The 25,986-nt window shown below is 61.4% G+C and carries 25 protein-coding genes; 15 read left to right on the top strand and 10 right to left on the bottom strand.

What is annotated here, in order from left to right; genetic code table 11:
* Positions 1–205 precede the first annotated feature (205 nt).
* The gene (locus R3E82_11995; GenBank protein MEZ5551605.1) at positions 206–1,405 is read left to right on the top strand and encodes a fatty acid desaturase; all 1,200 of its coding nucleotides are present in this window, start codon (positions 206–208) and stop codon (positions 1,403–1,405) included.
* An 18-nt stretch (positions 1,406–1,423) separates the two neighbouring features.
* Here R3E82_11995 and argS read toward each other — a convergent pair whose 3' ends face one another.
* The 6 genes from argS to R3E82_11965 all read right to left on the bottom strand — a co-directional run bounded on the left by argS (position 1,424) and on the right by R3E82_11965 (position 6,768).
* Complete coding sequence (gene argS, locus R3E82_11990) at positions 1,424–3,130, bottom strand: arginine--tRNA ligase (GenBank protein MEZ5551604.1); 1,707 nt, start codon at positions 3,128–3,130, stop codon at positions 1,424–1,426.
* Positions 3,131–3,144: 14 nt separating this feature from the next.
* Positions 3,145–3,651, bottom strand: coding sequence for a cold shock domain-containing protein (locus R3E82_11985; GenBank protein MEZ5551603.1), 507 nt, complete (start codon positions 3,649–3,651; stop codon positions 3,145–3,147).
* A gap of 96 nt (positions 3,652–3,747) precedes the next feature.
* Positions 3,748–4,302 (bottom strand): peptidylprolyl isomerase, encoded by a 555-nt coding sequence (locus R3E82_11980; protein ID MEZ5551602.1) that lies wholly within the window; start codon positions 4,300–4,302, stop codon positions 3,748–3,750.
* A 384-nt stretch (positions 4,303–4,686) separates the two neighbouring features.
* Positions 4,687–5,457, bottom strand: coding sequence for a pyridoxine 5'-phosphate synthase (locus R3E82_11975; protein ID MEZ5551601.1), 771 nt, complete (start codon positions 5,455–5,457; stop codon positions 4,687–4,689).
* 22 nt (positions 5,458–5,479) lie between these two features.
* A complete protein-coding gene (locus R3E82_11970) occupies positions 5,480–6,196 on the bottom strand; it encodes a TIGR04211 family SH3 domain-containing protein (GenBank protein ID MEZ5551600.1) in 717 nt (238 codons plus the stop codon).
* Positions 6,193–6,768, bottom strand: coding sequence for an inner membrane-spanning protein YciB (locus R3E82_11965; GenBank protein ID MEZ5551599.1), 576 nt, complete (start codon positions 6,766–6,768; stop codon positions 6,193–6,195). Before R3E82_11965 ends, R3E82_11970 begins: the two co-directional genes overlap by 4 nt.
* Before the next feature lie 83 nt (positions 6,769–6,851).
* On the opposite strand from R3E82_11965, the gene R3E82_11960 reads away from it, so the two are divergent.
* The 5 genes from R3E82_11960 to R3E82_11940 all read left to right on the top strand — a co-directional run bounded on the left by R3E82_11960 (position 6,852) and on the right by R3E82_11940 (position 11,560).
* Positions 6,852–7,463, top strand: coding sequence for an L-threonylcarbamoyladenylate synthase (locus R3E82_11960; GenBank protein MEZ5551598.1), 612 nt, complete (start codon positions 6,852–6,854; stop codon positions 7,461–7,463).
* A gap of 45 nt (positions 7,464–7,508) precedes the next feature.
* The gene (locus R3E82_11955) at positions 7,509–8,720 is read left to right on the top strand and encodes a tryptophan--tRNA ligase (protein ID MEZ5551597.1); all 1,212 of its coding nucleotides are present in this window, start codon (positions 7,509–7,511) and stop codon (positions 8,718–8,720) included.
* A gap of 64 nt (positions 8,721–8,784) precedes the next feature.
* Positions 8,785–9,621, top strand: a complete 837-nt coding sequence (locus R3E82_11950; protein MEZ5551596.1) for a ScpA family protein — start codon at positions 8,785–8,787, stop codon at positions 9,619–9,621.
* Positions 9,618–10,559, top strand: a complete 942-nt coding sequence (scpB, locus tag R3E82_11945; GenBank protein MEZ5551595.1) for an SMC-Scp complex subunit ScpB — start codon at positions 9,618–9,620, stop codon at positions 10,557–10,559. Before R3E82_11950 ends, scpB begins: the two co-directional genes overlap by 4 nt.
* Positions 10,560–10,702: 143 nt before the next feature.
* Positions 10,703–11,560, top strand: coding sequence for a pseudouridine synthase (locus R3E82_11940; protein MEZ5551594.1), 858 nt, complete (start codon positions 10,703–10,705; stop codon positions 11,558–11,560).
* Here the strand turns inward: R3E82_11940 and R3E82_11935 are convergent.
* From R3E82_11935 to R3E82_11920, 4 genes are all read right to left on the bottom strand, one after another.
* Positions 11,557–12,408: a diguanylate cyclase gene (locus tag R3E82_11935; GenBank protein MEZ5551593.1), complete on the bottom strand. Its 852-nt coding sequence runs from the start codon at positions 12,406–12,408 to the stop codon at positions 11,557–11,559. The two genes, R3E82_11940 and R3E82_11935, sit on opposite strands and share 4 nt — an antisense overlap.
* 295 nt (positions 12,409–12,703) lie before the next feature.
* Positions 12,704–13,495 (bottom strand): YciK family oxidoreductase, encoded by a 792-nt coding sequence (locus R3E82_11930; protein MEZ5551592.1) that lies wholly within the window; start codon positions 13,493–13,495, stop codon positions 12,704–12,706.
* Positions 13,488–14,249, bottom strand: a complete 762-nt coding sequence (gene ubiG / locus R3E82_11925) for a bifunctional 2-polyprenyl-6-hydroxyphenol methylase/3-demethylubiquinol 3-O-methyltransferase UbiG (protein MEZ5551591.1) — start codon at positions 14,247–14,249, stop codon at positions 13,488–13,490. Before ubiG ends, R3E82_11930 begins: the two co-directional genes overlap by 8 nt.
* On the bottom strand, positions 14,246–15,565 hold the full coding sequence (locus R3E82_11920; protein ID MEZ5551590.1) for a TRZ/ATZ family hydrolase: 1,320 nt from the start codon (positions 15,563–15,565) through the stop codon (positions 14,246–14,248). The genes ubiG and R3E82_11920 overlap by 4 nt, the downstream gene beginning before the upstream one ends.
* 292 nt (positions 15,566–15,857) lie before the next feature.
* Here R3E82_11920 and gyrA point away from each other — a divergent pair, with 292 nt between their 5' ends.
* The 9 genes from gyrA to R3E82_11875 all read left to right on the top strand — a co-directional run bounded on the left by gyrA (position 15,858) and on the right by R3E82_11875 (position 25,980).
* Positions 15,858–18,485 carry a DNA gyrase subunit A gene (gyrA, locus tag R3E82_11915; GenBank protein MEZ5551589.1) on the top strand — a complete coding sequence of 876 codons (2,628 nt, stop codon included), beginning with the start codon at positions 15,858–15,860 and terminating at the stop codon, positions 18,483–18,485.
* A complete protein-coding gene (gene serC / locus R3E82_11910) occupies positions 18,482–19,564 on the top strand; it encodes a 3-phosphoserine/phosphohydroxythreonine transaminase (GenBank protein MEZ5551588.1) in 1,083 nt (360 codons plus the stop codon). The genes gyrA and serC overlap by 4 nt, the downstream gene beginning before the upstream one ends.
* Positions 19,551–20,660 carry a prephenate dehydratase gene (gene pheA, locus R3E82_11905; GenBank protein ID MEZ5551587.1) on the top strand — a complete coding sequence of 370 codons (1,110 nt, stop codon included), beginning with the start codon at positions 19,551–19,553 and terminating at the stop codon, positions 20,658–20,660. Before serC ends, pheA begins: the two co-directional genes overlap by 14 nt.
* A complete protein-coding gene (hisC, locus tag R3E82_11900; protein ID MEZ5551586.1) occupies positions 20,660–21,817 on the top strand; it encodes a histidinol-phosphate transaminase in 1,158 nt (385 codons plus the stop codon). The genes pheA and hisC overlap by 1 nt, the downstream gene beginning before the upstream one ends.
* Positions 21,768–22,652 carry a prephenate dehydrogenase/arogenate dehydrogenase family protein gene (locus tag R3E82_11895; protein ID MEZ5551585.1) on the top strand — a complete coding sequence of 295 codons (885 nt, stop codon included), beginning with the start codon at positions 21,768–21,770 and terminating at the stop codon, positions 22,650–22,652. The genes hisC and R3E82_11895 overlap by 50 nt, the downstream gene beginning before the upstream one ends.
* Complete coding sequence (cmk, locus tag R3E82_11890) at positions 22,645–23,337, top strand: (d)CMP kinase (protein MEZ5551584.1); 693 nt, start codon at positions 22,645–22,647, stop codon at positions 23,335–23,337. The genes R3E82_11895 and cmk overlap by 8 nt, the downstream gene beginning before the upstream one ends.
* A 128-nt stretch (positions 23,338–23,465) precedes the next feature.
* Positions 23,466–25,151, top strand: a complete 1,686-nt coding sequence (gene rpsA, locus R3E82_11885) for a 30S ribosomal protein S1 (protein ID MEZ5551583.1) — start codon at positions 23,466–23,468, stop codon at positions 25,149–25,151.
* Positions 25,152–25,372: 221 nt separating this feature from the next.
* On the top strand, positions 25,373–25,708 hold the full coding sequence (gene ihfB / locus R3E82_11880; GenBank protein ID MEZ5551582.1) for an integration host factor subunit beta: 336 nt from the start codon (positions 25,373–25,375) through the stop codon (positions 25,706–25,708).
* Positions 25,705–25,980, top strand: a complete 276-nt coding sequence (locus R3E82_11875) for a lipopolysaccharide assembly protein LapA domain-containing protein (GenBank protein ID MEZ5551581.1) — start codon at positions 25,705–25,707, stop codon at positions 25,978–25,980. Before ihfB ends, R3E82_11875 begins: the two co-directional genes overlap by 4 nt.
* The last annotated feature ends 6 nt before the right edge of the window (positions 25,981–25,986 follow it).

The raw sequence follows: 25,986 nt of genomic DNA, 5'->3' as shown, positions 1-25,986 counted from the left end.
GCTGTTCTCTGCGACTGCGCCGGGCGGCCTGTGTTCCGGGAGGATCATGATGAACCTCTCAGGCAGGGCAACTGACCCGTCTGGCGCGGTTTCGGGCAGTTATACTCACCATCATGCGTCGCCAAGGTGGTTTTTTCGAGGGTGAGTTGTCAGAATGCCGCGAATTCAAACCACTGAATAACACTTTATCGGGAGGCCTATCAGGGTGACTGCCATATTGAACTGGCTCAGCAACGGACTCTGGGAGCTTTCCTGGCCTGGCGTCCTTGCCTTCACACTGGTGGTGACACACATCACCATCGTTGCCGTGACCGTATACCTGCATCGGTATTCGGCGCACCGCGCGCTCACCCTGCATCCTGTGCTGCAGCACTTCTTCCGCTTCTGGTTGTGGCTGACGACCGGCATGGTCACCAGAGAGTGGGCGTCCATTCACCGCAAACATCACGCCGTCTGTGAAACCCCGGACGATCCACACAGTCCGAAAATACAGGGCCTCAAAAAGATCTTCTGGCAGGGTGCCGAAGTTTATCGCGCAGCTTCCAGGCAGCCGGAGATCATGGAGCGCTACGGTGCCGGCATGCCTGATGACTGGATCGAGCGCAACCTGTATTCCCGCCACAGTGCGCGCGGTGTGGTGATCATGCTGTTTATCGATCTGGCACTGTTCGGCGCCCTCGGACTCACAGTCTGGGCGGTGCAGATGATCTGGATCCCCCTGTTTGCCGCCGGGGTGATCAACGGCATCGGCCACTACTGGGGTTATCGGAACTTCGAGTGCGCGGATGCGGCCACCAATATCGTACCCTGGGGCATCCTTATCGGTGGCGAAGAACTGCACAACAACCACCACACTTATCCGAACTCTGCCAAATTGTCCCAGAAGCCCTGGGAATTCGACATCGGCTGGTTCTATATCCGCATCTTCGAAATCCTGGGCCTGGCCAAGGCACGCAGCAGAGGCCCGGTGGCGCTGAAAATTCCCGGCAAGCAGACGCTCGATCTGGACACCGCCTGGGCGGTGCTCAATGACCGTTTCCGGGTGATGGCCCGCTACGCTGAAAACGTGGTGAAGCCCCTGGTGGAGCAGGAAATGGCGGCCACCGGTCGGGTGGTGCGTCGAGCACGCAAGGCGCTGATCCGGGAAGAGTCGCTGGTGGACGATGTCGGACGGGACCGCATCCGCGAACTCGTGGAAGACAATGCCACCATCAGGACCATCTATGAGTTCCGGCTGCGCCTGCAGGCGGTCTGGGCCAAGCGTGGGGGCAACGCCGAGGAGATGCTGAACGCGCTCAAGCAGTGGTGCCACGACGCTGAAGAGACCGGTATCCAGTCACTGAAGGAATTCGTCGGCGAGCTGCGCTCCTACACCATGCCGAAGGCGACACCCGCCAAGGCCTGAACCTACAAAGGCCTGAACCTACATGCGCTCCGTGGTCTCGATCCCCAGCAGATCGAGGCCCGTGTGCAGCGTCTCTGCCACCCGGCCGCTCAGCAGCAGTCTCGAATCACGGATCGGTTCAGCCTGATTGAGAATCGGGCAGGCTTCGTAGAAGCGGGTAAACGCAGCTGCCAGCTCATAGAGATAGGCGCAGAGCAGGTGCGGAAAGCCCTCCAGTGCCACCTGATCGACGACTTCCTGGAATCTCAGCAACGCAACCGCCAGCGCCCGCTCTTCGGCAGCTTTGATATCCGGTGTGCCCGCGAGGCTGTCTTCCGCCACTTCACCGCGCCGGAACAGGCTGCGAATGCGGGAATACGCATACTGCAGATAGGGGGCGGTGTTGCCTTCGAAAGACAGCATCTGATCCCAGTCGAAAACATAATCACTGGTCCGGTTCTTTGACAGGTCGGCATATTTCACCGAACCGATCCCGACCACCCGGGCGATCTCCCGGCACTCTGACTCGCCAAGTTCAGGATTTTTCCCGCGCACCAGTGCCAGAGCCCGGGATTCGGCTTCGTCCAGCAGTTCGTTGAGTTTCACCACACCACCCTGGCGGGTTTTAAACGGCTTACCGTCCTTGCCGAGCATGTTGCCGAAGGGCTGGTGTTCGAGAGAGATCGCGTTGGAGGTAAAGCCCGCCCGCGCGGCTACCGCGAATATCTGGCGGAAGTGCAGGGCCTGACGCGCGTCGGTCAGATACAGAGCCCGGTCGGCGCGCAGGGTCTGCGAACGATAACGCACAGCGGCGAGGTCAGTGGTGGCATAGAGATAACCACCATCGGTCTTCTGCACGATCACCGGCAGCGGCTGACCGTCTTTGCCTTTGAACTCGTCCAGGAACACACACTGGGCGCCCTCTGATTCGACCAGCAGTTTTTTCGTACGCAGCGCTTCGACGATGCCTGGAAGGTCGTCGTTGTAGGCGCTTTCGGCCATCACATCCCGGCGTGTGAGGGTGACGCCGAGTCGATCGTAAATGGCCTGGCAGTGGGAGAGGGAGATTTCGATGAAGCGCTGCCACTCCGCCCGGGTGGCGGCATCGCCGGACTGCAGCTTCACCACGCGCGCCCTGGCTCGTTCGGCGAATTCTGCGTCGCTGTCGAAGCGGGTCTTTGCGGAGCGATAGAAGGTCTCGAGATCAGCAAGTTCGTCCGAAGCGCCACCGCTTTCGTCCAGGTAGGCGAGCAGCATCCCGAACTGAGTGCCCCAGTCCCCGACGTGATTCTGGCGGATGACGACATGACCCAGGGCTTCGAGGATGCGCGCCAGCGCATCCCCAATGATCGTGCTGCGCAGGTGGCCGACGTGCATTTCCTTGGCGAGGTTCGGGCTCGAATAGTCGACCACGATCCGCAACGCCTCTGACGCCTGCTGGATCACCCGAAACTCAGCACCGAGTTGTCGGCTCAGGAAGTCCGCGTGAAGGCGGATGTTGATGAATCCGGGACCGGCGACATCCAGCCCTTCCGCCAGATCGGCGACCTGAGCCCTCTCGATCACTTTTGCTGCGAGTTCCCGGGGCACCAGACCCAGGCGCCGCGCGGCGGCCATCGCACCGTTCGCCTGGTATTCGCCGAGTTCGGGTTTGCCGGAGGTCTGGATGACCGGGTCGATGGCCTCACCGGTGGCTGATCGAAAGGCCGCAGCGAAGCGCTCGGTCAGCAGTTTCTTCACGTTCACGAGGGTTTACCCGATCACGTCGGGTCGACGTCTTCCGCCTGCAGGCCCTTGTCGCGGTGAGCCACGCTGAAAGTAACTGTCTGCCCGTCGCGCAGGCTGGGGCGGCGGCGGTTGTCGCCCTCACCCGACATTCGGATAGAGCGCTGGTGCACGAAGATTTCCTCGCCGGATTCCCTGACCACGAAGCCGAAGCCTTTGGAGCGGTTGAACCACTTCACGGTGCCGGTTTCGCGAGGGCCATCGGCAACCGGTGTGGATTCCTCATGACGCGGAGCGTCTTTCTTTTTGGGCTGTCGTTTCGCCTGCTGCCTGGGCGGGCGGCTGCTGGTCTCCGCGGCCGCAGCATCCGCGCGTGGAGTCGAGCTGATGGTGCGGATGGCCAGGTAACCCTGCACGAGCAGGGCGATGACCATGGCGGACAGGGTTGCCAGGTGGCTGTCCGGCCACAGGCGACTGGTCAGTTCGATGACGACGGCAGCCAGCAGAAGCGCGCTGGCAGTCAGAATAGTGAACGTTCTCATGCTAACCCTCGAGAAAAGCGCTGCATGATACCGAACCAGGCGAACGAGCGCCTCGCCTGATTCGATCTTCCGGGTCCCGGCCTTCGGTCAGAGTGTCTAAAGCCGCTTCGTGGCAGTGATGATGACGTCATGCACCGGCACGCCGGCCATACCAGCCTCGGTCCGGGTGTCGAGCAGCTCAATCTCGTGTACCACCGACATGCCGGCCACCACCTGGCCGAAAACGGTGTATCCCGGTTGCAGGCGACTGCCGTCGAGGTGGGTGTTGTGCTTCACGTTGATGAAAAACTGGGTGTCCGCAGAGTCCGGATCGGCAAGCCTCGCCATCGCGACCGAATACTTCCGGTTTGCCAGCCCGTTACCCGACTCATTCGGCACGGTACGGGGTGGCGGGCGATAAGTCAGCTTCTCGTCATAGCCGCCGGCCTGGATCACGAACCCCGCAACGACCCGGTGAAATACCAGCCCATCGTAAAACCCGGTGTCGACCAGTTCGAGAAAGTTCTCCACGGATTTCGGCGCCTGCTGTGGATACAGTTCGATGTCGATGTCACCCAGGGTGGTGGTGAGCCTGACTTTCGGATTGTCGGCGGCGGTGGCGGGAAGACCGAACAGCGTCGTCAGCAGCAGGAGGAAGCTAAGTTTTTTCATGGGGCGCATTCTAGCGGGCAGGGTGGGTTGCTGGAACAGGCATCCGGGCGCCACGCTGAAACTTCGGAAGGTTGATGCATGGCGCGTGGGGTGGCGGGGTGGAACTGTTTGCCTGGCGTAACGCGTCACTGCTGGTGAGTGATGCTTGGCTGGATGTGCGTTTTGAGCTGTGGGACTGCGTAATACCGCTCCTTCCTGGAGCATGATTGGTGGGTGTCGGTGTCCATGCAGTGTCCGGACCGTGTAGCGCTGCACCCCGACGGCGGATTGACTCGCGGCTTTGCGCGAGGCAAGTCCGCTTAAGGGGTGGCACCGCGGAGCGGCAGCGCGAGGTCCCGAACAACCACTGGCACATCCGACTGTCGAATCACCCAGAGAAAGACACTACGCAGCTGAGAGCACCGCCAAGTACGCCGCAACCGCCCCCGCCAGCCCCATCCGCAATGCATCCGCCACCAGCGCATGCCCGATGGAGACCTCCAGCACCTCGGTGATCGTCGCGAACAGTGGCAGGTTGTGGAGGTCCAGATCGTGGCCGGCGTTGACCCCCAGGCCGATCCGGGTAGCGTGTTCAGCGGCGCGCCGATAGGTCTCTAAGCTTTTCATTGTGCGCGGGTCATCGAGCCCGGCACCGGCCGCCAGCGCGGCAAAGGGACCTGTGTAGAGTTCCACCCGGTCTGCGCCGGTCTGTTTTGCCCGGTCGATCTGCTCGAGGTCCGGGTCCATGAACAGGCTGACTCGTGCGCCCCAGGCCTGGTAGCGGGCGATGCGTTCGCGCAGTGCTCCGTTGTCACCGCTCAGATCGAAGCCATGGTCCGAGGTCAGCTGGTTGTCGCCATCCGGTACCAGGGTTGCCTGGGCGGGTCGCGCCTGTTCGATCAGGGCATCAAAGCCCGGATAACCGTTCGGACGCGCAGCAGCGAAAGGATTGCCTTCGATATTGAATTCGATGCCGGGATGCTGTTTGAGCAGAACGGTCAGGTCGGTGACATCCCCGGGTCGGATGTGTCGCTGATCCGGGCGGGGGTGCACGGTGACGCCGGCAACACCGGCGGCGATCACCGTCTGCGCGGCCCACTGCACACTGGGTGTGCCGCCGTCTCTGGCATTACGCAGCAGGGCGATCTTATTGACGTTGACACTCAACACGGTCATTTCGGATCGAATTCTACGACACTCAACTCCAGGCGCTGCGCCTGGGTCGGGCTTTGATGGAGATCCCGAGAACGAGTCCGCCGAGCACCAGTCCGCCCCCGATGAGCAGCCAGCGCTGCTGCACATTGTCCTCGAGGGCGGCGATGGTGATCACCAGTTCATCGACCTCGGCGCGGAGCCTGTCATTCAGCGCCCGCAGTTCCCTGTTGGTTTCATTCTGTTCGATGGCGCCTGTGGAGATGCGGCGTATTTCGCTGAGCTCCGCCTGGGTACTGGCGAGCTCGGCGCGCAGCTCGCTGTTGCTCTGCTCCGTCGCGCTTTTATCTGCGTTGACACTGCTGAGCTGGCTGCGCAGCGACTCCAGGGTGCTGGTGAGTTCGCGCACTCTGGCCTGGGCAGCAACCAGCTGGTCCCGTGCGATCGGCTCGGAGACCAGGTACTGTTCCGGTAACCAGCCTTCCATCTCCCGATCGGTACGGACCTGCACAAAACTGCTTGCCTCGTCCCGGCTGAGTACTTCCAGTCTTGTGCCGCTCGGCAGGCCGCGATGCAGGATGCGGTGTCCGGTGGAAGGACCGCTGCGCAGGGGTACGGTCAGATTGTCTGAGATCCACAGTGTCTCGGCGCGGGCAGGTGCAGCGCTGAGTGCCGAGACCGCAATGAGGGCCGCAGCCAGCAGGCCGGCGAAGGAACTCAATGCACCTGAAATCCGCTGCCGGTGGATGTGTGATGAAATCATCCGGACTTGCTCTGATCGAGTGGTTGAGGGGTCTGCGCGGGCTCCTTGAGATAGCCCTTGCGGCCCAGATAAATCATGGTGATCACGATATAGCTGAAGGTGAGGGCGAATCCGCCGATGAGCTTGTAGCTCACCCAGACCTCCATCGAAAAATTGTAGGCGACAAAGAGGTTCAGGGCACCGGCAATGAAGAACCCCAGTGCCCAGCCGAAATTCAGGCGGACCCAGACCGCGTCGATGAGGCTCAGCTGTGTGCCGAGCATCCTCTGCATCAGATTGCGTCGGCCGAGGAAATGACTGCCCAGCAGACCGCCGCACAGCAGCCAGTTGACGATTGTCGGCTTCCATTGAATGAAGGTTTCGTTGCGGAAAATCAGGGTCAGTCCGCCGAACAGAATGCTCGCCCAGAAAGTGATCTTCAGTTCGCGGCTGATGGGTTTCTTCAGCGCCCAGTAGGCGGCGACCTGTACGGTGACCGCGATCATCAGCGCAGCGGTGGCGATGAAGATGTCGGATGCGAAGAAAACGGCCACAAACAGCAGAATGGGCGCGAAGTCCAGAAGCTGAGTCATCGAGGCTGATCGTCCTTACTGGGTGGGCAGTGTCGTCGCGAATCGTGTGATAATACATGGTCTTCATCGGTACCGCCCCCGCAGTGAGCCAGTACTTCAGCGTCCATCCCACCCATCCCCAGTCGCGACTGTTGAGTCGGGCAGCCGAAATTCTCTCCGCTGGTGGCCTGGTGGTATTTCCCACAGACACGGCCTATGCCCTCGGCTGTCACATCGGCGACAAGCAGGCACTCGAGCGCATCCGCAAGCTGCGCAAACTCGATAAGCATCACCATCTCACCCTGATGTGCCGGGATCTGTCTGAAATCTCGCTCTATGCCCGGGTGGATGACGCCAACTATCGGATTCTCAAGCATCTGACCCCGGGACCTTTTACCTTCCTGCTGCCGGCTACCAGAGAGGTGCCCCGGCGGCTGGTGCACCCGAAACGCCGGACCATCGGCCTGCGGGTTCCCTCCAACCCCATCATCCTGGGCCTGCTGGAGGCGCTCGGCGAGCCGATCATGAGCACCACACTGCGGCTGCCCGACGCTGAACTGCCGCTGGTCGATCCGGAGGAAATCCGCTCACAGCTGGAGCGCCAGGTGGATCTGGTGATCGACGGCGGCCCGGGCGGGCTGGTGGCAACCACCATTGTTGACCTGACCCGGAGGCCCGCTGAGATCATCAGGCAGGGACTGGGTGAGTTTGAGTGAGCGCCTGCCTATAATGCGCCGATCAACGTTCACTAAGGTGCTGCTTTGAGCAGTCATGAATCGAGCCGGCGGGTGCTCTCCGGGATGCGCCCAACCGGCCGTCTCCATCTGGGCCATTATCACGGCGTGCTCACCAACTGGGTACGCCTGCAGCACGAGTACGAGTGCTTCTTTTTTGTGGCCGACTGGCATGCCCTGACGACCGATTACGAGCATACGGAAAACATCGAGAAATACGTCTTCGATACCGCCGTCGACTGGCTCGCTGCGGGAATCAATCCGGGGGCGGCGACGCTCTTTGTCCAGTCCAGGGTGCCCGAGCACGCGGAGCTGCACCTGCTGCTGTCCATGATCACCCCCCTGTCCTGGCTCGAGCGGGTGCCGAGTTACAAGGACCAGCAGGCCAGGCTCAATGACCGTGATCTGGCAACCTATGGTTTTCTCGGTTATCCGCTGCTGCAGTCTGCGGACATTCTCATCTACCGGGCCGGCAATGTACCCGTGGGTGCAGACCAGGTTGCTCATGTCGAACTCACCCGGGAGGTCGCCCGGCGCTTCAATCACATCTACGGCCGCGAGGAAGGTTTTGAAGAGCAGTCCGAGGCAGCGATTCGGAAGATGGGGAAAAAGCCCGCCAAGCTCTACCGCGAACTTCGGCGCAGCTATCTGGAACAGGGAGACCAGGAAGCGCTCGAACGCGCCCGCGCGCTGCTGGGCGAGCAACAGAACCTCTCCATCGGTGATCGGGAGCGGCTGTTCGGCTATCTCGAAGGGGGTGGCCGGATCATTCTGCCCGAGCCCCAGGCACTGCTGACCCGGGAGGCCAAAGTACCCGGACTGGATGGCGAGAAGATGTCCAAGTCCTACCAGAACACCATCGAGTTGCGGGAAGCACCCGAAATGGTGGAGGAAAAAATCCGCACGATGCAGACAGATCCGGCCCGGGTCAGGCTGCAGGACCCGGGCGATCCGGAGGTGTGTCCGGTATTCGCACTGCACCGGATATACTCGGAAGCTGCGGTTCTCGAATGGGCGGCGCAGGGTTGCCGGAGCGCGGGTATCGGCTGCCTTGAGTGTAAAAAACCACTGATCGATTCGATCAATAAAGAACAGAACGAGATGCGGGAACGGGCAAAGCCATTCGAAGAGGATCCGGGTCTGGTGCATTCGATCCTGCGTGAAGGGTCGGAGAAGGCACGGGATGCAGCCCGGGAAACCATCGAGGAAGTCCGCTCCGCGATCGGGCTGAGCCTCTAATCAACTTCGAATTCACAGACCGCGCGCCGGAAACAGGACCGGTGCGCAGGGAGACGCCAGGAGGATGATCGATATCAGTGCACCCCGACTCGCGCAGGTCCGGCAGTCGGAAGGCGGTCAGATGACCCTTGCGCTTGTGCATGGCGAAGCCGTGACCGAGCTGCCGACCGATCTGTATATACCGCCGGACGCGCTTGAAGTATTCCTCGAAACCTTCGAAGGTCCGCTGGACCTGCTGCTGTATCTGATTCGACGTCAGAATCTCAACATCCTCGATGTTCGGGTGGCGGAAATCACCGAGCAGTACATGGCGTACATCGAACTGATGAGTGCCATGCAGCTGGAGCTTGCAGGGGAATATCTGGTCATGGCGGCCATGCTGGCTGAGATTAAATCGCGGATGCTGCTGCCGCGTCCGGCAGGTGCCGAAGACGATGAGGACGATCCCCGGGCGGAGCTCATACGAAGGCTGCAGCAGTACGAACAGATCAAAACGGCTGCCGAAGATATGGATGGCCTGCCGCGACTCGAACGCGACATATTCATTGCCCAGGCCGCGCGCCCCCAGCTGGTACGGGAACAGGCGGATCCGCAGGTCGATCTGAAGGAGATGCTGCTTGCGCTCGCTCAGGTACTGAAGCGGGCGGACATGTATCAGCGTCATGCCGTGCAGCTCGAACCGCTGTCTGTCAGGGAGCGAATGGTCAGTATTCTGTCGAGGGTCAGCGAGACGCATGACTTCCTGAATTTTGTCTCACTGTTTACTCCGGAAGAAGGCCGGCGAGGCGTGGTGGTGACCTTTCTGGCGGTGATGGAACTGCTGCGCGAATCTCTGCTCGAGATCGTGCAGAACGAAACATTCGGCCCCATCTATCTGCGGGCTGCAGGAGCGCAACAGTGATCGAGAATTCCAGACTCAAGCAGATTGTCGAGGCGGCTCTACTCGCTGCACACGAGCCGCTTACCATTGATCAGCTTGTTAAGCTGTTCCGGCCGGGTGAAGTGGACGATGCCACGGTGAAAGACCAGCTGCGCGAAGTACTCAGAATACTGGAGACCGAGTGTGAAGGTCGTGGCTATGAGCTGATCAGAGTGGCGTCGGGTTTCCGTTACCAGGTGCGGCAGGATCTTTCGGAATGGATCAGCCGGCTGTGGGAGGAGAAGCCACCGCGCTATTCCCGGGCGCTGCTCGAGACCCTCTCGCTGATCGCCTACCGCCAGCCTGTCACCCGCGGCGACATCGAGCAGGTTCGCGGGGTCAGTGTCAGTCAGAGCATCATGCGCACACTGCTCGAGCGGAACTGGATTCGGGTAGTGGGCGAGCGCGACGTACCGGGCAAACCCGCCATGTACGGCACCACCCGGGAATTTCTCGACTATTTCAATCTCAAGAGTCTGGACCAGCTGCCGCCTCTGGCGGAGATTCGTGCTCTGATCGAACCGGTTTTCCTGGATGAAGACGGTGAGGAGGTTGTCGAGCACGGAGCCGCCGAGATGACCGGTGGCAGTCTCGACGACACGGTGGATATCGACGCGGCAGACGAAGACGCGGCGGACGAAGATGAGCTGGAGCACACCGGCGCTGATCCGACAGAGGCCTCCGCGGCGCGGGAAGCCGCTGAGGCGGAGGAAGACCGCACAGCAGAAGACAGCACCGCTGCGGAGTTCGAAGAAGACGTAGAGCTGGAAATAACCCTCGCAGAAAGCGGCGTAGAATGCACCGGGTCCGATACAACAGGCCACGCATCGACCGCCGGGACCAGCAAGGATGAGGAACAGGACCCGAAGCCTGAGCGTCGTCGCGCCCAGGTCGTGCCTCTGCCTACAGCCTCCCGCTGATCATGGCGCGCGCGAAACCCCCGACCGGGCGACCGCCGCGCGAAGGTAAGCAGCCGGCATCCGGCAAAGGCCATCAGGGGGCGGGCAGGCGGCGGGCTGGTAACCGGCAGAAGCCCACGCAAGCCGCGGGCAAACCCACATCGGTGAAAAAACCCAGGCCGGATTCTGCAGACATCGTGCCTCAGACCGAGAAGCTGCAGAAAGTGCTGGCGGAACAGGGCCTGGGTGGCCGTCGCGAAATGGAGCGCTGGATCACCTCAGGCCGGGTGCAGGTGAATGGAGTGGTGGCTCATCTCGGACAGCGTGTGTCTGCGGGTGACCGGCTGCGGGTCGATGGCAGGGATATCTATCACAGCCAGGCACCTGTCAATCGGGTGCTGCTGTATAACAAGCCCATGGGTGAAGTCTGCTCCCGGAAAGACCCGGAAGGCCGCCCCACGGTTTTTGATCGCCTGCCGGACCCGGGCAGGGGGCGCTGGATATCCATCGGCCGGCTCGATTTCAACAGCAGTGGCCTGCTGCTTCTTACCAACGACGGTGATCTGGCCAATCGCATGATGCACCCGAGCACCGGACTCGATCGGGAATACGCGGTTCGAGTCAACGGCAAGTTGAGCAATGCTCAGATCGCTGTCCTGAAGGCGGGCATCGTCGATGAGGGCGAGACACTGGCCTTCAGCGACATCGAGTACTACGCCGGCTCCGGCACCAATCACTGGTACCACGTAACCCTTCGTGAAGGCCGTAATCGTGAAGTGCGCAGGCTCTTCGAGAGCCTTGAATTCATGGTCAGCCGTCTCAAGCGTGTACGCTTCGGTCCGGTAATTCTGCCTGCACGGATCGTCAGAGGCCGGTGGGAAGAAATGAGTGGCGCCGATCTCGAATCGCTGTATCGGATGCTCGGTCTCGGGTTGCCGGCAGCGCACAGCCGGCGTGTCGATGAGCGGGCCGGTCGCAGGAAATCGGTGCTGATTCCTTACCCGGAGATTCCTGCCGGTTAGCCGGCTTCGGCGACCGCGCTGCGCAGCGAATTCGGTCCGCTTTTCCGGGCCAGCTTCAGGGCCTCACGGGCCTGGTCGAGAACCGCTTCTGCCGAACTTGCGCGATCGGCGCCGGCGATTCCCATGCAGGCGGTCAGTTGTTGCGGCACTTTGCCGTCTTTGAGATGCAGACTGGCGATCAGCACCCGCAGTTTCCTGGCGACGTCGATGGCCTGGGTGGAAGCTGTGCCGGGCAGCAGCACGGCCAGCGTCGCGTCGTCGATCTGGAAGACGCTGTCGCCATCCCGCAGACCGGCTATCAACTGATCCCGAACACTGGTGAGCAGGGTCTGGGCCCGGTCGTCTCCATCCCGTTCACGAATCTCAGCCATGCCGTCAATCTGCACCAGCACCAGGCTGTCGCCCCGTTCAGGCCTGGTCTCGGCGCGTTGCGTCGAACGTTCGTGCAGTTCGGGTGCGGGTGCACCCTGCAGTGCCGCCCGGTAGGTCAGGGCGTTGCGTATCGCAGGCATCACCAGCGCGATCAGATCCTCGGCGGTATTGAGCACCTCCTCGTTCACCCGCCGGTTGAAATTCAGGATCAGCTCGCCGAGATGGGTTTCCTGATAAGTCAGGTTGTAGCTTGCCGTGTGTCGGCCGGATGTGCCGATGAGCCTGTCGATACCGGCCTGACTGTTGCGGTAGTGCGAACCCGTCGCCTGCAGCAGCGCGGTTACCTGGGAATGGAACATGCCCAGGAGCGCGTCCAGATCCAGCTGACGGTGAAAGGCCAGCACCAGATTGAACGCCACTGCCGGCTCGAAGTGCTGAATCGACTGGGCGGTCTTGAGTTTGGTGATCGAGGTCATACAGCGTTGTTCATCCTGATCGGGTGATGACGCCGGACTGAAATGTCAGACAACGGACGTCCTGTGCTAGGGAACCTCTGATTAAGTATCAATGCCTCGGAGGTTCCCTAAGTAAAGCCAAAATCGTGCCAGTTGCCAGATCGGACGGAATGTATAAAAAACAACCGCTTAGCGGTGGCGGCCCGTCCGGGCGCCGTCAATGGATTGACGAATGACCTGCGCAGCGACGGAATGTTGACGCGATGAGCATGGCTGGCGGTGGCAGGTGCACTGAAAAAGTGCGAATCACAGGTGATCAGACGCCAGGCCAGTCCCGGGCATCGAACTGAGTACCGGTTACGCCTCGGGACAGATCCGACATCAGATAGAGGTACAGATCCATGTGTCTCTCCGGTGTCGGGACCAGTTCCGGGTTCTCCGCAGGGTAGGCCTGCCGGCGCATGGCGGTGCGTGTCCCCCCGGGATTGAGGCTGTTGAAGCGCATGCGGCCGGTGTGTTCGTATTCGTCTGCCAGTACCTGGGTGAGACCTTCCACGGCGAACTTCGAAGCCGCGTAGGCGCCCCAGTAGGCACGCGCGGTCCGCCCGACGCTGGAAGACGTCAGGATCACCGAAGCGGCCTCGGACAATTCGAGCAGAGGCAGCAGGACGCGGGTCAGGATGAAGACCGAGTGGACGTTCACCTGGAAGACTTCCTGCCACTGCTCGGTCTGGTAGTGGGCCAGCGGCACTTTCGGGCCGAGCAGCGAAGCATTGTGCAGCAGTCCGTCGAGCCGGCCGAAGGTCTCGTCGATGGCATCGGCGAGAGCGTCGGCGTTTGCGTCGCCCAGGTGGGCAAGGTCGCAGGGAACAATGACTGGTTCGGTTGCGGTGTTAGCGGCAATCCAGTCGAAAACAGTTTCGAGCTTACTGCGTGTACGACCGAGCAGGATGACATTGGCACCATGGCAGGCGAAGGTTTTTGCCGCCGCCAGACCAATCCCGTCACCGGCACCTGTCACCAGGATGACTTTGTCCTGCAGGCAGTCGAGGGCGGGCTGATACCGCCAGTCGGGCCTCGCAGCACTCAACTCGGGATAGTCAGGCATTCGCACCCGGCTTCCTGGCATGCAGCAGGTAGTTCACATCCACATCCCGCTCCAGCGAACACTGGCGGGTGAAGGGGTTGTAACGCATGCCGATGATTTCCACGACCTCGAGTCCTGCCCGCCGCACCGCACCGGCAAGCTCGGCGGGTCGAATGAATTTTGTATAGTCGTGGGTGCCGCGGGGCAGCAGACCCAGCAGATACTCCGCGCCGACAACCGCCAGAAGATACGCCTTCGGGTTGCGGTTGATCGTCGAGAAAAACAGATTTCCCCCGGGTGCGCAGAGGTCGGCACAGGCCTGCACGGTGGAAGCGAAGTCGGGCACATGCTCCAGCATCTCCAGACAGGTCACAACGTCGAACTGGGCAGGGCGCTCGGCGGCAATGGCTTCAGCGGTGGTCGCCAGGTATTCGATGTCCGCTTCCGAGCTGGCGGCATGGATACGGGCTACCGCGAGCGGGCCCTCAGCCATATCGACACCCGTGGCGTGTGCGCCGGCTGCGGCAAGGGATTCGGTGAGGATGCCGCCACCGCAGCCAACGTCGATCACCCGGGCATTCGCAAGACCCGACCGCTCCCCGATGTAGCGCACCCTGGCGGGATTGATGTCGTGCAGTGGTTTGAAATCCCCTTCAGGGTCCCACCAGCGATGGGCGAGTGCTTCAAATTTGCGGATCTCCTGGGGATCCACATTGCCGGGTCCGCCGGCTGTCGAACCGGGCTGCTGTGGATCCTGTGTGGTCTGCGGGTTCACTGTTGCATTCTCTGCTGCCATTGTGCTGCGTTGGCCAGGATGGCGGTCGTGTCCATGCGGGTCAGGGCATAGTCTTCCAGCAGGCACTCGCCGTCTACCCAGACATGACTCACCCGAGCGCCACTGCTCGTGTGTATCAGTTGTGCGAGTGGATCGAAGAGTGGCTGCTGGCCGGGGCCGCTCATGTCCACGGCGATAAAGTCTGCGGCGAGTCCGGCCTGCAGTGAGCCGGTCTCGGCAGCCAGGCCGAGCGCCCGCGCGCCTCGAACTGTCGCCATCTCCAGCGCAGTGCGCGCAGGTAATGCGGCTGCATCGGTGCGGGTGAGCTTGGCGAGCAGACTGGCGAGTCGCGCTTCACCCAGGATGTCGAGGCTGTTGTTGGATGCCGCGCCGTCCGTACCCAGACACACGTTGATGCCGGCGGCAAGCAGTTCGGTCACTGGACACAGGCCGCTGCCGAGTTTGGCGTTGGAGGTCGGGCAGTGGACGATCTGCACGCTGGATGCCGCCAGCAGTTCCAGCTCTCTGGGACTGATCTGGGTCATGTGCACCGCCTGCAGTCGAGGACCCAGCAGATCGTGGGCGTGCAGATGATCGATACCCGACATGCCGAAGAGGCGCCTGCAGTCATTGAGCTCGGTGGCGTTCTCGTGGAGATGGATCTGAACGTTCGCGTCGAGCTCCTCCGAGAAGGTGAGGATCTTGTCCAGGTCGGCGGTGGCGATGCTGTAGACCGAGTGCGGGCCGAACGCGATGCGGATACGGGGGTCGTTGCGATACAGATCGTGGAGGTCGAACCCCTTGTGAAACGCTTCTTCCGTTGAATCACTCCAGGCGTTGGCGAATTCGATCACCGGAAACGCAATCTGAGCTCTCACACCGGCCAGACGGGCTTCTTCTGCAGTGGTCTCGGGGAAAAAGTACATATCCGAGAAACAGGTGATACCGCGGCTGATCATCTCAGCCAGCGCCAGGCGCACGCCGTCCCGCACGAAGGCTCTGTCGGCCCAGCGGGCTTCCAGCGGCCAGATTCTTTGCTTCAGCCAGCTCTGCAGCGGCACATCCTCGGCAAATCCCCGCAGCAGCGACATGGCGGCATGACCGTGGGCATTGACCAGGCCGGGCAGCAGTGTGTGGGTGGGCAGCGACAGGTGCCGCGCCGGCTGAAATCGGTCAAGAACCGCTGCCGCGGGTCCGATGGCGAGGATTCGACCGTCACCCACCGCGATTGCACCCGCCTCAATGATTTCCCAGGGTTCGGTGACGGGAATCAGCCAGCGGGCTTCAACCACCAGATCTGCAGGTTGTTTCGACATCGCGCGAGTATAGCGAAGGAAGCCGACCTTCGATGCCCGGCGAGCCTGATCGCAGGAGTTTTAAAGCGTCGCGCCCTTATGCTTCGAGGGTTGCTTCATGTTAAAATTCGGCGCTTTTTCAATCCGTGAAACTATGTCTGATATCGACGCTGACCAGGAGCCGGGCGAGGCTGTGAGCGACCCATCTGCGCAGGATGCGGAAGCCGGATCCGATGGATCCGGGACATCCGATGGATCCGGCGGATCCGGAGCGGCTGCCCCTCCCGGGGGTACCGGTGCGGGCGGTCGTGAAATACTGCCGGTAAACATCGAAGACGAACTGCGGCAGTCGTATCTCGACTATGCCATGAGCGTGATCGTCGGTCGGGCGCTGCCTGATGTACGGGATGGTCTCAAACCCGTGCACCGGCGGGTGCTGTTCACGATGAACGAGCTCAACAACACCTTCAATCGCCCGTATATGAAGTCTGCGCGGGTGGTGGGTGACGTCATGGGTAAGTATCACCCCCATGGTGACTCGGCCATTTACGATACCGCAGTGCGGATGGCGCAGAGCTTTGCCATGCGTTATCAGCTTGTGGACGGACAGGGCAACTTCGGGTCCGTAGACGGCGACCCGCCGGCGGCCATGCGCTACACCGAGATCCGTATGACCAAGCTCGCCACGGAGCTGCTGTCGGATCTCGACAAGGAGACGGTGGAGTTCGTCCCCAACTACGACGACACCCTGAAGATGCCGTCGGTGCTGCCCACCCGGGTGCCGAATCTGCTGGTGAATGGCAGTTCGGGTATCGCTGTCGGCATGGCCACCAATATTCCGCCGCACAACCTCCGTGAGGTGATCGACGGCGCTCTGGCGCTCCTCGACGATCCGTCGATCACTATCGACGGACTGATGGAATTCATTCTCGGCCCGGATTTTCCGACAGCGGGCATCATCAACGGCCGCGGTGGCATTGTGCAGGCCTACCGGACCGGCCGTGGCCGTATTTATGTGCGCGCGAGGGCGGAGGTGCAGCCCGATCCGCGCGGCGGCCGTGATGTGATCATCATCTCCGAGCTGCCTTACCAGCTGAACAAGGCGCGGCTGATCGAGAAGATCGCCGAACTGGTGAAAGACAAGAAGATCGAAGGCATCACCGAGCTGCGTGATGAATCAGACAAAGACGGGATGCGTGTTGTTATCGAGCTGCGTCGCGGTGAGTCCGGCGAGGTGGTGCTCAACAACCTCTACTCCCAGACCCAGCTGCAGTCTGTTTTCGGTATCAACTGTGTGGCGCTGGTGGAAGACCAGCCAAGGGTACTCAATCTCAAGCAGATGCTCGAAGCCTTCCTGCAGCATCGCCGTGAGGTCATCACCCGACGCACCATTTATCTGCTGCGACGCGCCCGTGCACGGGGACACATTCTCGAAGGCCAGGCCGTCGCCCTGCATAACATCGACGCCGTCATCGAGCTGATCAAAGCCTCACCTGCCTCCGCGGAAGCCCGGGTTGCGCTGATGGCCAGGGGCTGGGGCTCGGACGGGGTGCGCGAACTGCTCGAGCGCGCCGGCAGCGATGCCTGTCGTCCGGAGGGCCTGGGCGCCGAGTTCGGCTACCGGGACGGTCTCTACTATCTGTCCGAAGAGCAGGCCCAGGCCATCCTGGAAATGCGTCTGAACCGGCTCACCGCGCTCGAGCAGGACAAGCTCATCACCGATTACCAGGGCGTGCTCGATGAGATTGCCGATCTGCAGGACATCCTCGGTTCGAAGCAGAGGCTGCTGCAGGTCCTGCGGGAAGAGCTGAATGAGATCCGCCAGACCTATGGCGACGATCGCCGCACGGAGATCCTCAGCACCCAGGAAGATCTCACCATTGAAGACCTGATCAGCGAGCAGGATCTGGTGGTGACAATTTCCCACCAGGGTTACGCGAAAACTCAGCCGCTGGATGCTTATCAGGCGCAGCGCAGAGGTGGCCGTGGCCGCGCGGCGACGGCAGTGAAAGACGAGGACTTCGTCGAACATCTGCTGATCACCCACAGCCACAACACGCTGCTGTGTTTTTCCAACCTCGGCAAAGTCTACTGGCTCAAGGTCTACCAGATACCCCAGGCGAGCAGAATTGCCAAAGGGCGGCCGCTGATCAACATGCTGCCCCTGGACGGTGCAGAACGCATCACCGCGGTGCTGCCTATCGAAGACTTCTCAGAAGACCGCTTTGTGTTCATGGCCACCGGCAACGGCACGGTCAAGAAGACGCCACTCGAACAGTTCTCCCGTCCCCGCACCAGCGGGCTGATCGCCCTCGAACTGGAAGAGGGCAACACGCTGATTGGTGCAGCTGTTACCGATGGCAGCGATGACGTGATGCTGACGGCGAGTTCCGGCAAGGTTGTGCGTTTCAAAGAATCCGATGTGCGGGCGATGGGTCGAACCGCGCGCGGCGTTCGCGGCATCCGCCTGAAAGAAGGACAGTCGGTCATTTCTCTGATCATCCCCCAGCCGGATGGCTTTGTGCTGACTGCCAGTGAACACGGTTTTGGTAAGCGTACCTCGGTCGAAGAGTTCCCGGTGAAGGGTCGCGGCACCCAGGGTGTGATCGGGATGCAGATCTCGAAGCGCAATGGCGAGCTGGTGGCTGCGGTGCAGGTATTCGAAGGCGACGAACTGATGCTGATCAGCGATCTGGGTACTCTGGTGCGCACCGCGGCGGATGGCGTTTCCCTGCTGGGACGCAATACTCAGGGCGTGAGACTCATCAACCTGCGCGGCGAGGAACTGCTCGTGGGTGCTGGCCGGATTGCGGAACAGGAAGAGGAATTGGAAGGGGATCCTGCAGGTGGATCCCTCGACGACGAAGGATCCCCGTCTGCGGAGGCAGACGATGCCGCGGCCGATCCCGACACTGCCGCCGATGCCGGGGATGCTGAATGAGCCGGGTGCATAATTTTTCGGCAGGCCCCGCCGCGCTGCCGCTGGAAGTACTCGAGCGTGCGCGTGCGGAGATGCTCGACTACGCCGGCACCGGCATGTCGGTGATGGAAATGAGCCATCGCAGCAAGGCGTTCATCGACATCGCGGAACGTGCCGAAGCGGATCTGATCGAACTGCTGCGCATTCCCGCGGACTACAAGGTGCTGTTTCTGCAGGGTGGCGCGACGCTGCAGTTTGCCATGGTGCCCTTGAATCTGCTGGGTGACGCAACCAGCGCGGACTATGTGAATACCGGGGCCTGGTCGACCAAAGCCATTCAGGAAGCGGGTCGCTTCTGTGTCGCGAATGTTGTGGCGACTTCGGAGGGCAGCGGCTTCGATCACATTCCCGAGCCGGCCAGCTGGAAGCTGGATGCGAATGCCGCCTATCTGCACATCTGCTCAAACGAGACCATCGGCGGCGTGCAGTTTCACGAACTGCCTGCAGCAGACGGCCGTCCGCTGGTGGTCGATGCATCTTCCGACATCCTCTCCAGGCCGCTGGACGTATCCCGCTGCGGGGTCATCTATGCGGGTGCGCAGAAAAACATCGGACCAGCCGGTCTTACCGTTGTCATCGTCCGCCGCGATCTCCTGGGGCGCGCGGGACCGACGGTGCCGAGCATGCTCGATTATTCGGTACATGCCGGCGCAGACTCGATGTCGAACACCCCGCCCACCTATGCCTGGTACCTGGCTGGACTGGTGTTCCAGTGGCTGAAAAAGCAGGGGGGGCTCGAAGCCATTGCCGCCGTCAATGCGCGCAAGGCCGGCAAGCTCTACGACGCCATCGATCACAGCAATTTCTATACTTCGCCGGTCGCCGAAGCCGATCGCTCTCTGATGAACGTACCCTTCACACTCCCGGATCCGGAACTCGACAAGCGTTTTCTGGCGGGTGCCGAAGAGGCCGGTCTGACCAACCTCAAGGGTCATCGCAGTGTCGGCGGTATGAGGGCGAGTCTCTACAATGCGGTTCCGGAGAACGCTGTGGATGCGCTCGTGCAATACATGCAGACCTTCGAGTATGAGCAGGGCTGACAGTGAAGAAAAACCGTCGCTCGAGTCGGTGCGTAAGCGCATCGATGAGATAGACGAAGCGCTGACGCAACTGCTCAGTGAACGTGCCGGCTGCGCGCTGCAGGTTGGGGAGATCAAGCAGGCGGAGCCCAGCTCCGAGCCGCCGGTTTTCTTCCGGCCGGAGCGGGAAGCCCAGATCCTCAAGCGGATACAGGCGCGGAATCCCGGTCCGCTGAGTAATCAGGAACTGGCACGTCTGTTCAGAGAAATCATTTCCTGCTGTCTGAACCTCGAACAGCCCCTGACCATCGCCTACCTCGGCCCGGCGGGCACCTACACCGAAGCCGCAGCGGTCAAGCAGTTCGGCCATTTCGCCACGACCCGTGCGCTGGCCTCCATCGACGAAGTTTTCCGGGAGGTCGAATCCGAAAGTGCCCACTACGGCGTGGTGCCGGTAGAAAACTCCACGGAAGGGATGGTCAACCACACACTGGACTGCTTCATGGCCTCCGCCCTGCGCATCTGCGCAGAAGTGGAAATGCCCATTCACCACGCACTGATGGTGGATCCGCAGGCCGGTGACGCCGCGATAGAGGAAATCATTTCTCATTCCCAGTCCCTCGCCCAGTGTCGCAAGTGGCTGGACGCCCACTATCCCGGAATTGCCCGTACCCCGGTGAACAGTAATGCGGAAGCAGCCCGTCTGGTGCTCGATCACCCCGGCAAAGCGGCGATCGCAGGAGACGTGGCGGCCGAGCGCTACGGCCTGCGGGTAGTGGCGCGCAACATAGAAGATCAGGCGGATAACAAGACCCGGTTTCTGGTGATCGGCCGGCAGAATGTCGGACCCAGCGGCGATGACAAGACCTCGCTGCTGGTGTCGGTACGCAATGAGCCCGGTGCCCTGTACAGAGTGCTGGAGCCTTTCCACCGCCACGACATCAGCCTGAGTCGGATCGAGACCCGTCCGGCGCGCTCGGGCAACTGGTCTTATGTGTTCTTCATCGATTTCGACGGTCATCGCAGCGACCCGAAGATCCAGCAGGTGCTGGCAGAGGTGGGCGAGGTGTCTTTAGAAGTCCGAACCCTCGGCTCTTATCCCCAGGCGGTGGTCTGATGGCATTGAAAGGTCCCGTACACGCCGGTATTGCCGGACTGAGTCCCTACCTGCCCGGCAAACCCGTGGAAGCCCTGACCCGGGAGCTGGGGATCACCGATGTGATCAAGCTCGCCAGTAACGAAAACCCCCGGGGTCCGGGCGAGCTCGTGCAGGAGGCGATCAGGCGTGCGCTGGCCACCCTGTCGCGCTATCCCGATGGCAGCGGTTTCAGGCTCCGGCAGGCGCTGGCGGCCCATCTCGATGTGAAACCTGAGCAGATCACGCTCGGCAATGGATCCAATGATGTGCTCGATCTGGCGGCACGGATCACTCTGAACCCCGGAGCCGAGGCGATCGTATCGCGCCATGCTTTTGTCGTGTACAGGCTGGTGGTCGCAAGCTGCGGTGCCCGACTCATCGAAGTACCGGCGCTGAATTACGGCGCTGATCTGTCTGCGATGCTGGCCGGCATCAACGAGCAGACTGCCATGATATTTCTCGCCAACCCGAACAACCCGACGGGAAACTGGGTCGGTGCCAGGGCGCTCACCGATTTCCTTGATCGGGTACCGGAGCGGGTGTGGGTGGTGCTGGATGAGGCCTATGCGGAGTACGTGGAAATCGACGACTACCCGGACGGTGTGCGTCTGCTCGAGCGTTATCCGAACCTCATCGTGACCCGCACGTTTTCCAAAATCCATGGCCTGGCAGCGCTGCGTGTCGGTTACTCTGTGACGTCACCCGAAGTGGCGGATCTGATGAATCGCGCGCGTCAGCCGTTCAATGTCAACGCACTCGGACTCGCGGGTGCTGAAGCAGCGCTGCGGGACCAGGAATTCGTGAGCACTTCCCGGGCAATGAACCGGGAAGGCATGCAGCAGATCCGCACCGGACTCACTGCGCTGAAACTCGAAACGATTCCCAGTGCGGGCAATTTTCTGACCTTCGACCTCGGCCAGCCGGCTGCGCCTGTATACCAGGCGCTGCTGCGGGAAGGTGTCATCGTGCGCCCGATCGCCGAGTACGGGCTGCCCGATCACCTGCGGGTGAGTGTCGGCCTGCCCCGGGAGAACGAGCGATTCCTCGCAGCACTTGGCCGTGTGCTGGCGTCTGCAGAGAGACCCGATGGCTCACGCCCGTCCGGCGCGTCAGCTGACGCGCGTTCCGGCGGGTGAGTTGAAACCGCGACTCACCATCGTCGGCACCGGACTGATTGGTGCCTCCTTCGCCCTTGCATTGCGCGACAGTTTTTCCCGGATCTGCGCGATCGAGCCGGACCCGGCGCACGCCGCAGCGGTGCTGGATGGCGGTGTGGTGGACGCGGTAGTGAAGGAAGTGGCTCCTGATCAGGATGCGGTACTGCTCGCCTGCCCCAGCAACCGGATTGCCGAGTGGGTGATCCGACTTGCAGACCATCCCGGTACTCTCTTCGATACCGGCAGTGTAAAAAGTGGTGTTTTGAAGAAGATCCGCTCGCGACTGGGGCGGGTGCCGGAGCAGTTTGTACCCTGCCATCCCATTGCCGGGAGTGAGCGCAGCGGACCGGCTGCGGCGGACGGCGCGCTGTTCCGGAACTGCCGGGTGATCCTGACCCCCCCGGCCGGCACCGACCCGGTGCGCAGCAGTCGGGTTGCCGACTGGTGGCGGGCTGCTGGTGCCCGGGTGTCAACAATGGATCCGGAGGAGCACGACCGGGTGTACGCCCTCACCAGTCATCTGCCCCATCTGCTGGCATTCACCTATCTGCAGGCCATAGAACCGGAACACCTCGACCATACCGGCGGCGGCTTCCGGGATTTCAGCCGCATCGGTGCCTCGGATCCCCAGATGTGGACGGCGATATTCGAAGGCAACCGCACTTTCCTGCTGCCCCTGATCGATGACTTTCAGCAGCAGCTGGAAAAATTCCGTCTCGCCATCGAGCGTGGCGATCGGGAGGAATGTCTGAGGCTGATCGGCCGGGCCAGGGCGCTGCGGGCAAATCTGACCGAGGAACCGCCGGGTGACTGAGGCCTCCGCTGCCGGACAGATTCCGGTAGTCACCATCGACGGTCCGAGTGGCTCCGGCAAAGGCACCATCGCCAGCCTCCTGGCCGAACGGCTCGGCTGGCATCTCCTGGACAGCGGTGCGCTGTATCGGGTGGTGGCAGCGGAGGCGCTCAGAACGGGTGTCAGTCTCGAGGATGAGGCTGGGCTTGGCCGGCTGGCGGGGGCGCTGGACATCCGTTTCGATGGAGAGTCGGTGTGGGTGGACGGTCGGGATCTGGGCGTGGAGATCCGCACCGAGGTGGTGAGCGAAGCGGCCTCCATCGTGGCAGCCCTGGCGCCGGTACGCGCTGCCATTCTGGCCCTGCAGCGGGGCATGCGGCGGGCCCCCGGGCTTGTGGCGGATGGCCGGGACATGGGCACCGTGGTCTTTGCCGATGCGCCGTTGAAGATTTACCTCGACGCCAGTGTCGAGGCGCGCGCGGAGCGCCGCTATAACCAGTTGAAAAACAAAGGGTTAACTGTTAGCCTCCGCGCCCTTCTTGCGAGCCTGAAAGATCGGGACGAGCGAGATAGAGCCCGCGCAGTCTCACCGCTTGTGCCGGCCCGCGATGCAATCGTCATCGACAGCACGGAAATGTCCATCGACGCCGTGCTGTCGCAGATCGTTGCAGAGGTCGAGGCCAGACAACTGCGAGAAAGCGCATAACATCAACCAACGTTGATGCCTCTTACCGGTGCGACGTCGGAACAACCGGCGGCCGGTAGCGCGGTGTCATCACAACAGGAGCGTTCACCCCGGAGAGATTCTCCGCAGGTGATACACGAAATTACTCAATGAGCGAAAGTTTTGCCGATCTGTTTGCAGAGAGCCTTGAAACCATCGAGATGGCCCCCGGGTCCATCGTTACCGGCACGGTGGTCGATATCGACAGCGACTGGGTGGTTGTCCACGCCGGTCTGAAATCCGAAGGGGTCATTCCCAAGAGCCAGTTCCTCAACGAACAGGGTGAACTCACCCTGAAGATCGGTGACCGGGTTCAGGTTGCCATGGAAGTGGTGGACGATGGCTTCGGTGAGACGCGCCTGTCCCGTGAAAAAGCCAAGCGGGCCGAATCCTGGATGCATCTGGATGCCGCCTTCGATAAGAACGAAGTGGTCATCGGCATCATCAATGGCAAGGTGAAGGGTGGCTTCACCGTGGATCTGAACGAGATCCGTGCGTTCCTGCCCGGCTCCCTGGTCGACATCCGGCCGTTGCGGGAGACGGCTCATCTGGAAGGCAAGCCGCTGGAATTCAAAGTCATCAAGCTCGACCAGAAGCGCAACAACGTCGTGGTATCCCGGCGCGCGGTACTGGAAGAAGAGAACAGCGCAGAGCGCGAACAGCTGCTGGCCCAGCTCGAAGAAGGCCAGGATGTGAAGGGTATCGTGAAAAACCTCACGGACTACGGTGCGTTCGTGGACCTCGGCGGCGTCGACGGTCTGCTGCACATAACCGACATGGCCTGGCGCCGTATCCGCCATCCGAGCGAGATGGTGAATGTCGGCGACGAAGTGCAGGTCCGCATTCTCAAATTCGATCGCGAAAAGAACCGGGTCAGCCTCGGCATGAAGCAGCTGGGTGACGATCCCTGGGTGTCCATCACCCAGCGTTACCCGGAAGGCTCCCGGGTTGCCGCGACCGTCACTAATCTCACCGATTACGGCTGTTTCGCCGAGATCGAGGAAGGGGTGGAAGGTCTGGTACACGTCTCCGAGATGGACTGGACCAACAAAAACATTCACCCGTCCAAAGTGGTGCATGTCGGTGACCAGGTTGAAGTGATGGTGCTGGATATCGACGAAGAACGTCGTCGTATTTCACTGGGCATCAAACAGTGCCGTCCCAATCCCTGGGAAGAGTTCGCGATCAACCATGCCAAGAACGACCGCATCAGCGGCAAGATCAAGTCGATCACGGACTTCGGTATCTTCATCGGTCTCGACGGCGGCATCGATGGTCTGGTGCATCTGTCCGACATTTCCTGGAACGAGCCTGGCGAATCCGCCGTGCGCCGCTACTCGAAAGGGGAAGAGATCGAAACGGTCATTCTCTCGGTCGATCCGGAGCGTGAGCGGATTTCCCTCGGGGTGAAACAGCTCGATCAGGATCCGTTCTCCGATTACACCGCGGTGAACGATCGCGGCAGCGTGGTCAAAGGCACGGTGATTGAAGTCGAGCCGAAGGAGGCCATCCTCGAACTGGCACCCGAAGTGCGTGGCCTGCTCAAGGCTTCAGAAATCAGCATCGACCGGGTGGAAGACGCGCGTAATGCGCTGTCTGTCGGCCAGGAAGTCGAGGTCAAGATCATCAGCATCGACCGCAAGAACCGTGGGATCAGCCTCTCCATCAAGTCCAAGGACGTTGAGGAAGAGCGCACGGCGGTCCGCGAGCATCGCGCCAAAGAGAGCGACAGAGCGGGCCCGGCGACACTGGGTGATCTGATCAAGGCCCAGATGAATCAGCCCGAAGGCGACTGAAGCCAGGCTGACTGATCCGACCACAGGGCACCGTTGCGGGTGCCCTGCGGCCGGAGTTAACGTCTCAAACTGCTACTGGGGGTGGCGGTGTGGATCAGGTTCCCAAAAAGCCCGCCGGCGAGTCGACGGTGTCTGCGAATTGCCCGATCAGTGCGCAATTTCGATACAAATCCGGCGAAAAAAGCTATAAAAATCAAAGACAAAAGCTTTAAGATCTGACAATGACGAAGTCCGAGCTCATCGAGATCATTTCCGCCAAGCAGACCCAGCTGTCCGCCAAAGACGTCGAGCTGGCGGTGAAGACCCTTATCGAGCAGATGTCAGAAACCCTGGCTGCCGGGGAGCGGATAGAAATCCGCGGTTTCGGCAGCTTCTCCCTGCACTACCGGGCGCCGCGTATCGGACGCAATCCCAAGACCGGCGAGTCTGTCGGACTTGCCGGAAAATATGTCCCCCACTTCAAGCCCGGCAAAGAACTCCGGGACCGGGTCAACGACGCGCTCGTCGAAGAAATGAAGTCAGCCAGTGCAGGCTCAGCGGGAAGCATGCCGGAGTGATTGCCTGGCTGATTCGGCTTTTCTGGGGGCTGCTGGCTGTCGGGCTGTTTCTTCTCGCGGCGCTGGTGGTCAACCAGGAGCCTGTGGCGCTCAAATTTCTCAACTGGCAGTCACCCGAAGTCAGCGTATTCTGGTGGCTGCTCGGGGCATTCGGTGCGGGTCTGTTCCTGGGCCTCCTGGGTACTCTGGTGGCAACCACCCGGCTGCGACTGACCAATCGCCGGCTTGGCAAAGAGCTGACGCGTGCCGAAAAGGCGCTCGACAACGGCTGATCGGGT

The organism is Pseudomonadales bacterium, assembly GCA_041395945.1.
In the GTDB taxonomy this organism is placed as follows: Bacteria; Pseudomonadota; Gammaproteobacteria; order Pseudomonadales; family Azotimanducaceae; genus SZUA-309.
This window is presented reverse-complemented; position numbering and strand designations above follow the sequence as displayed.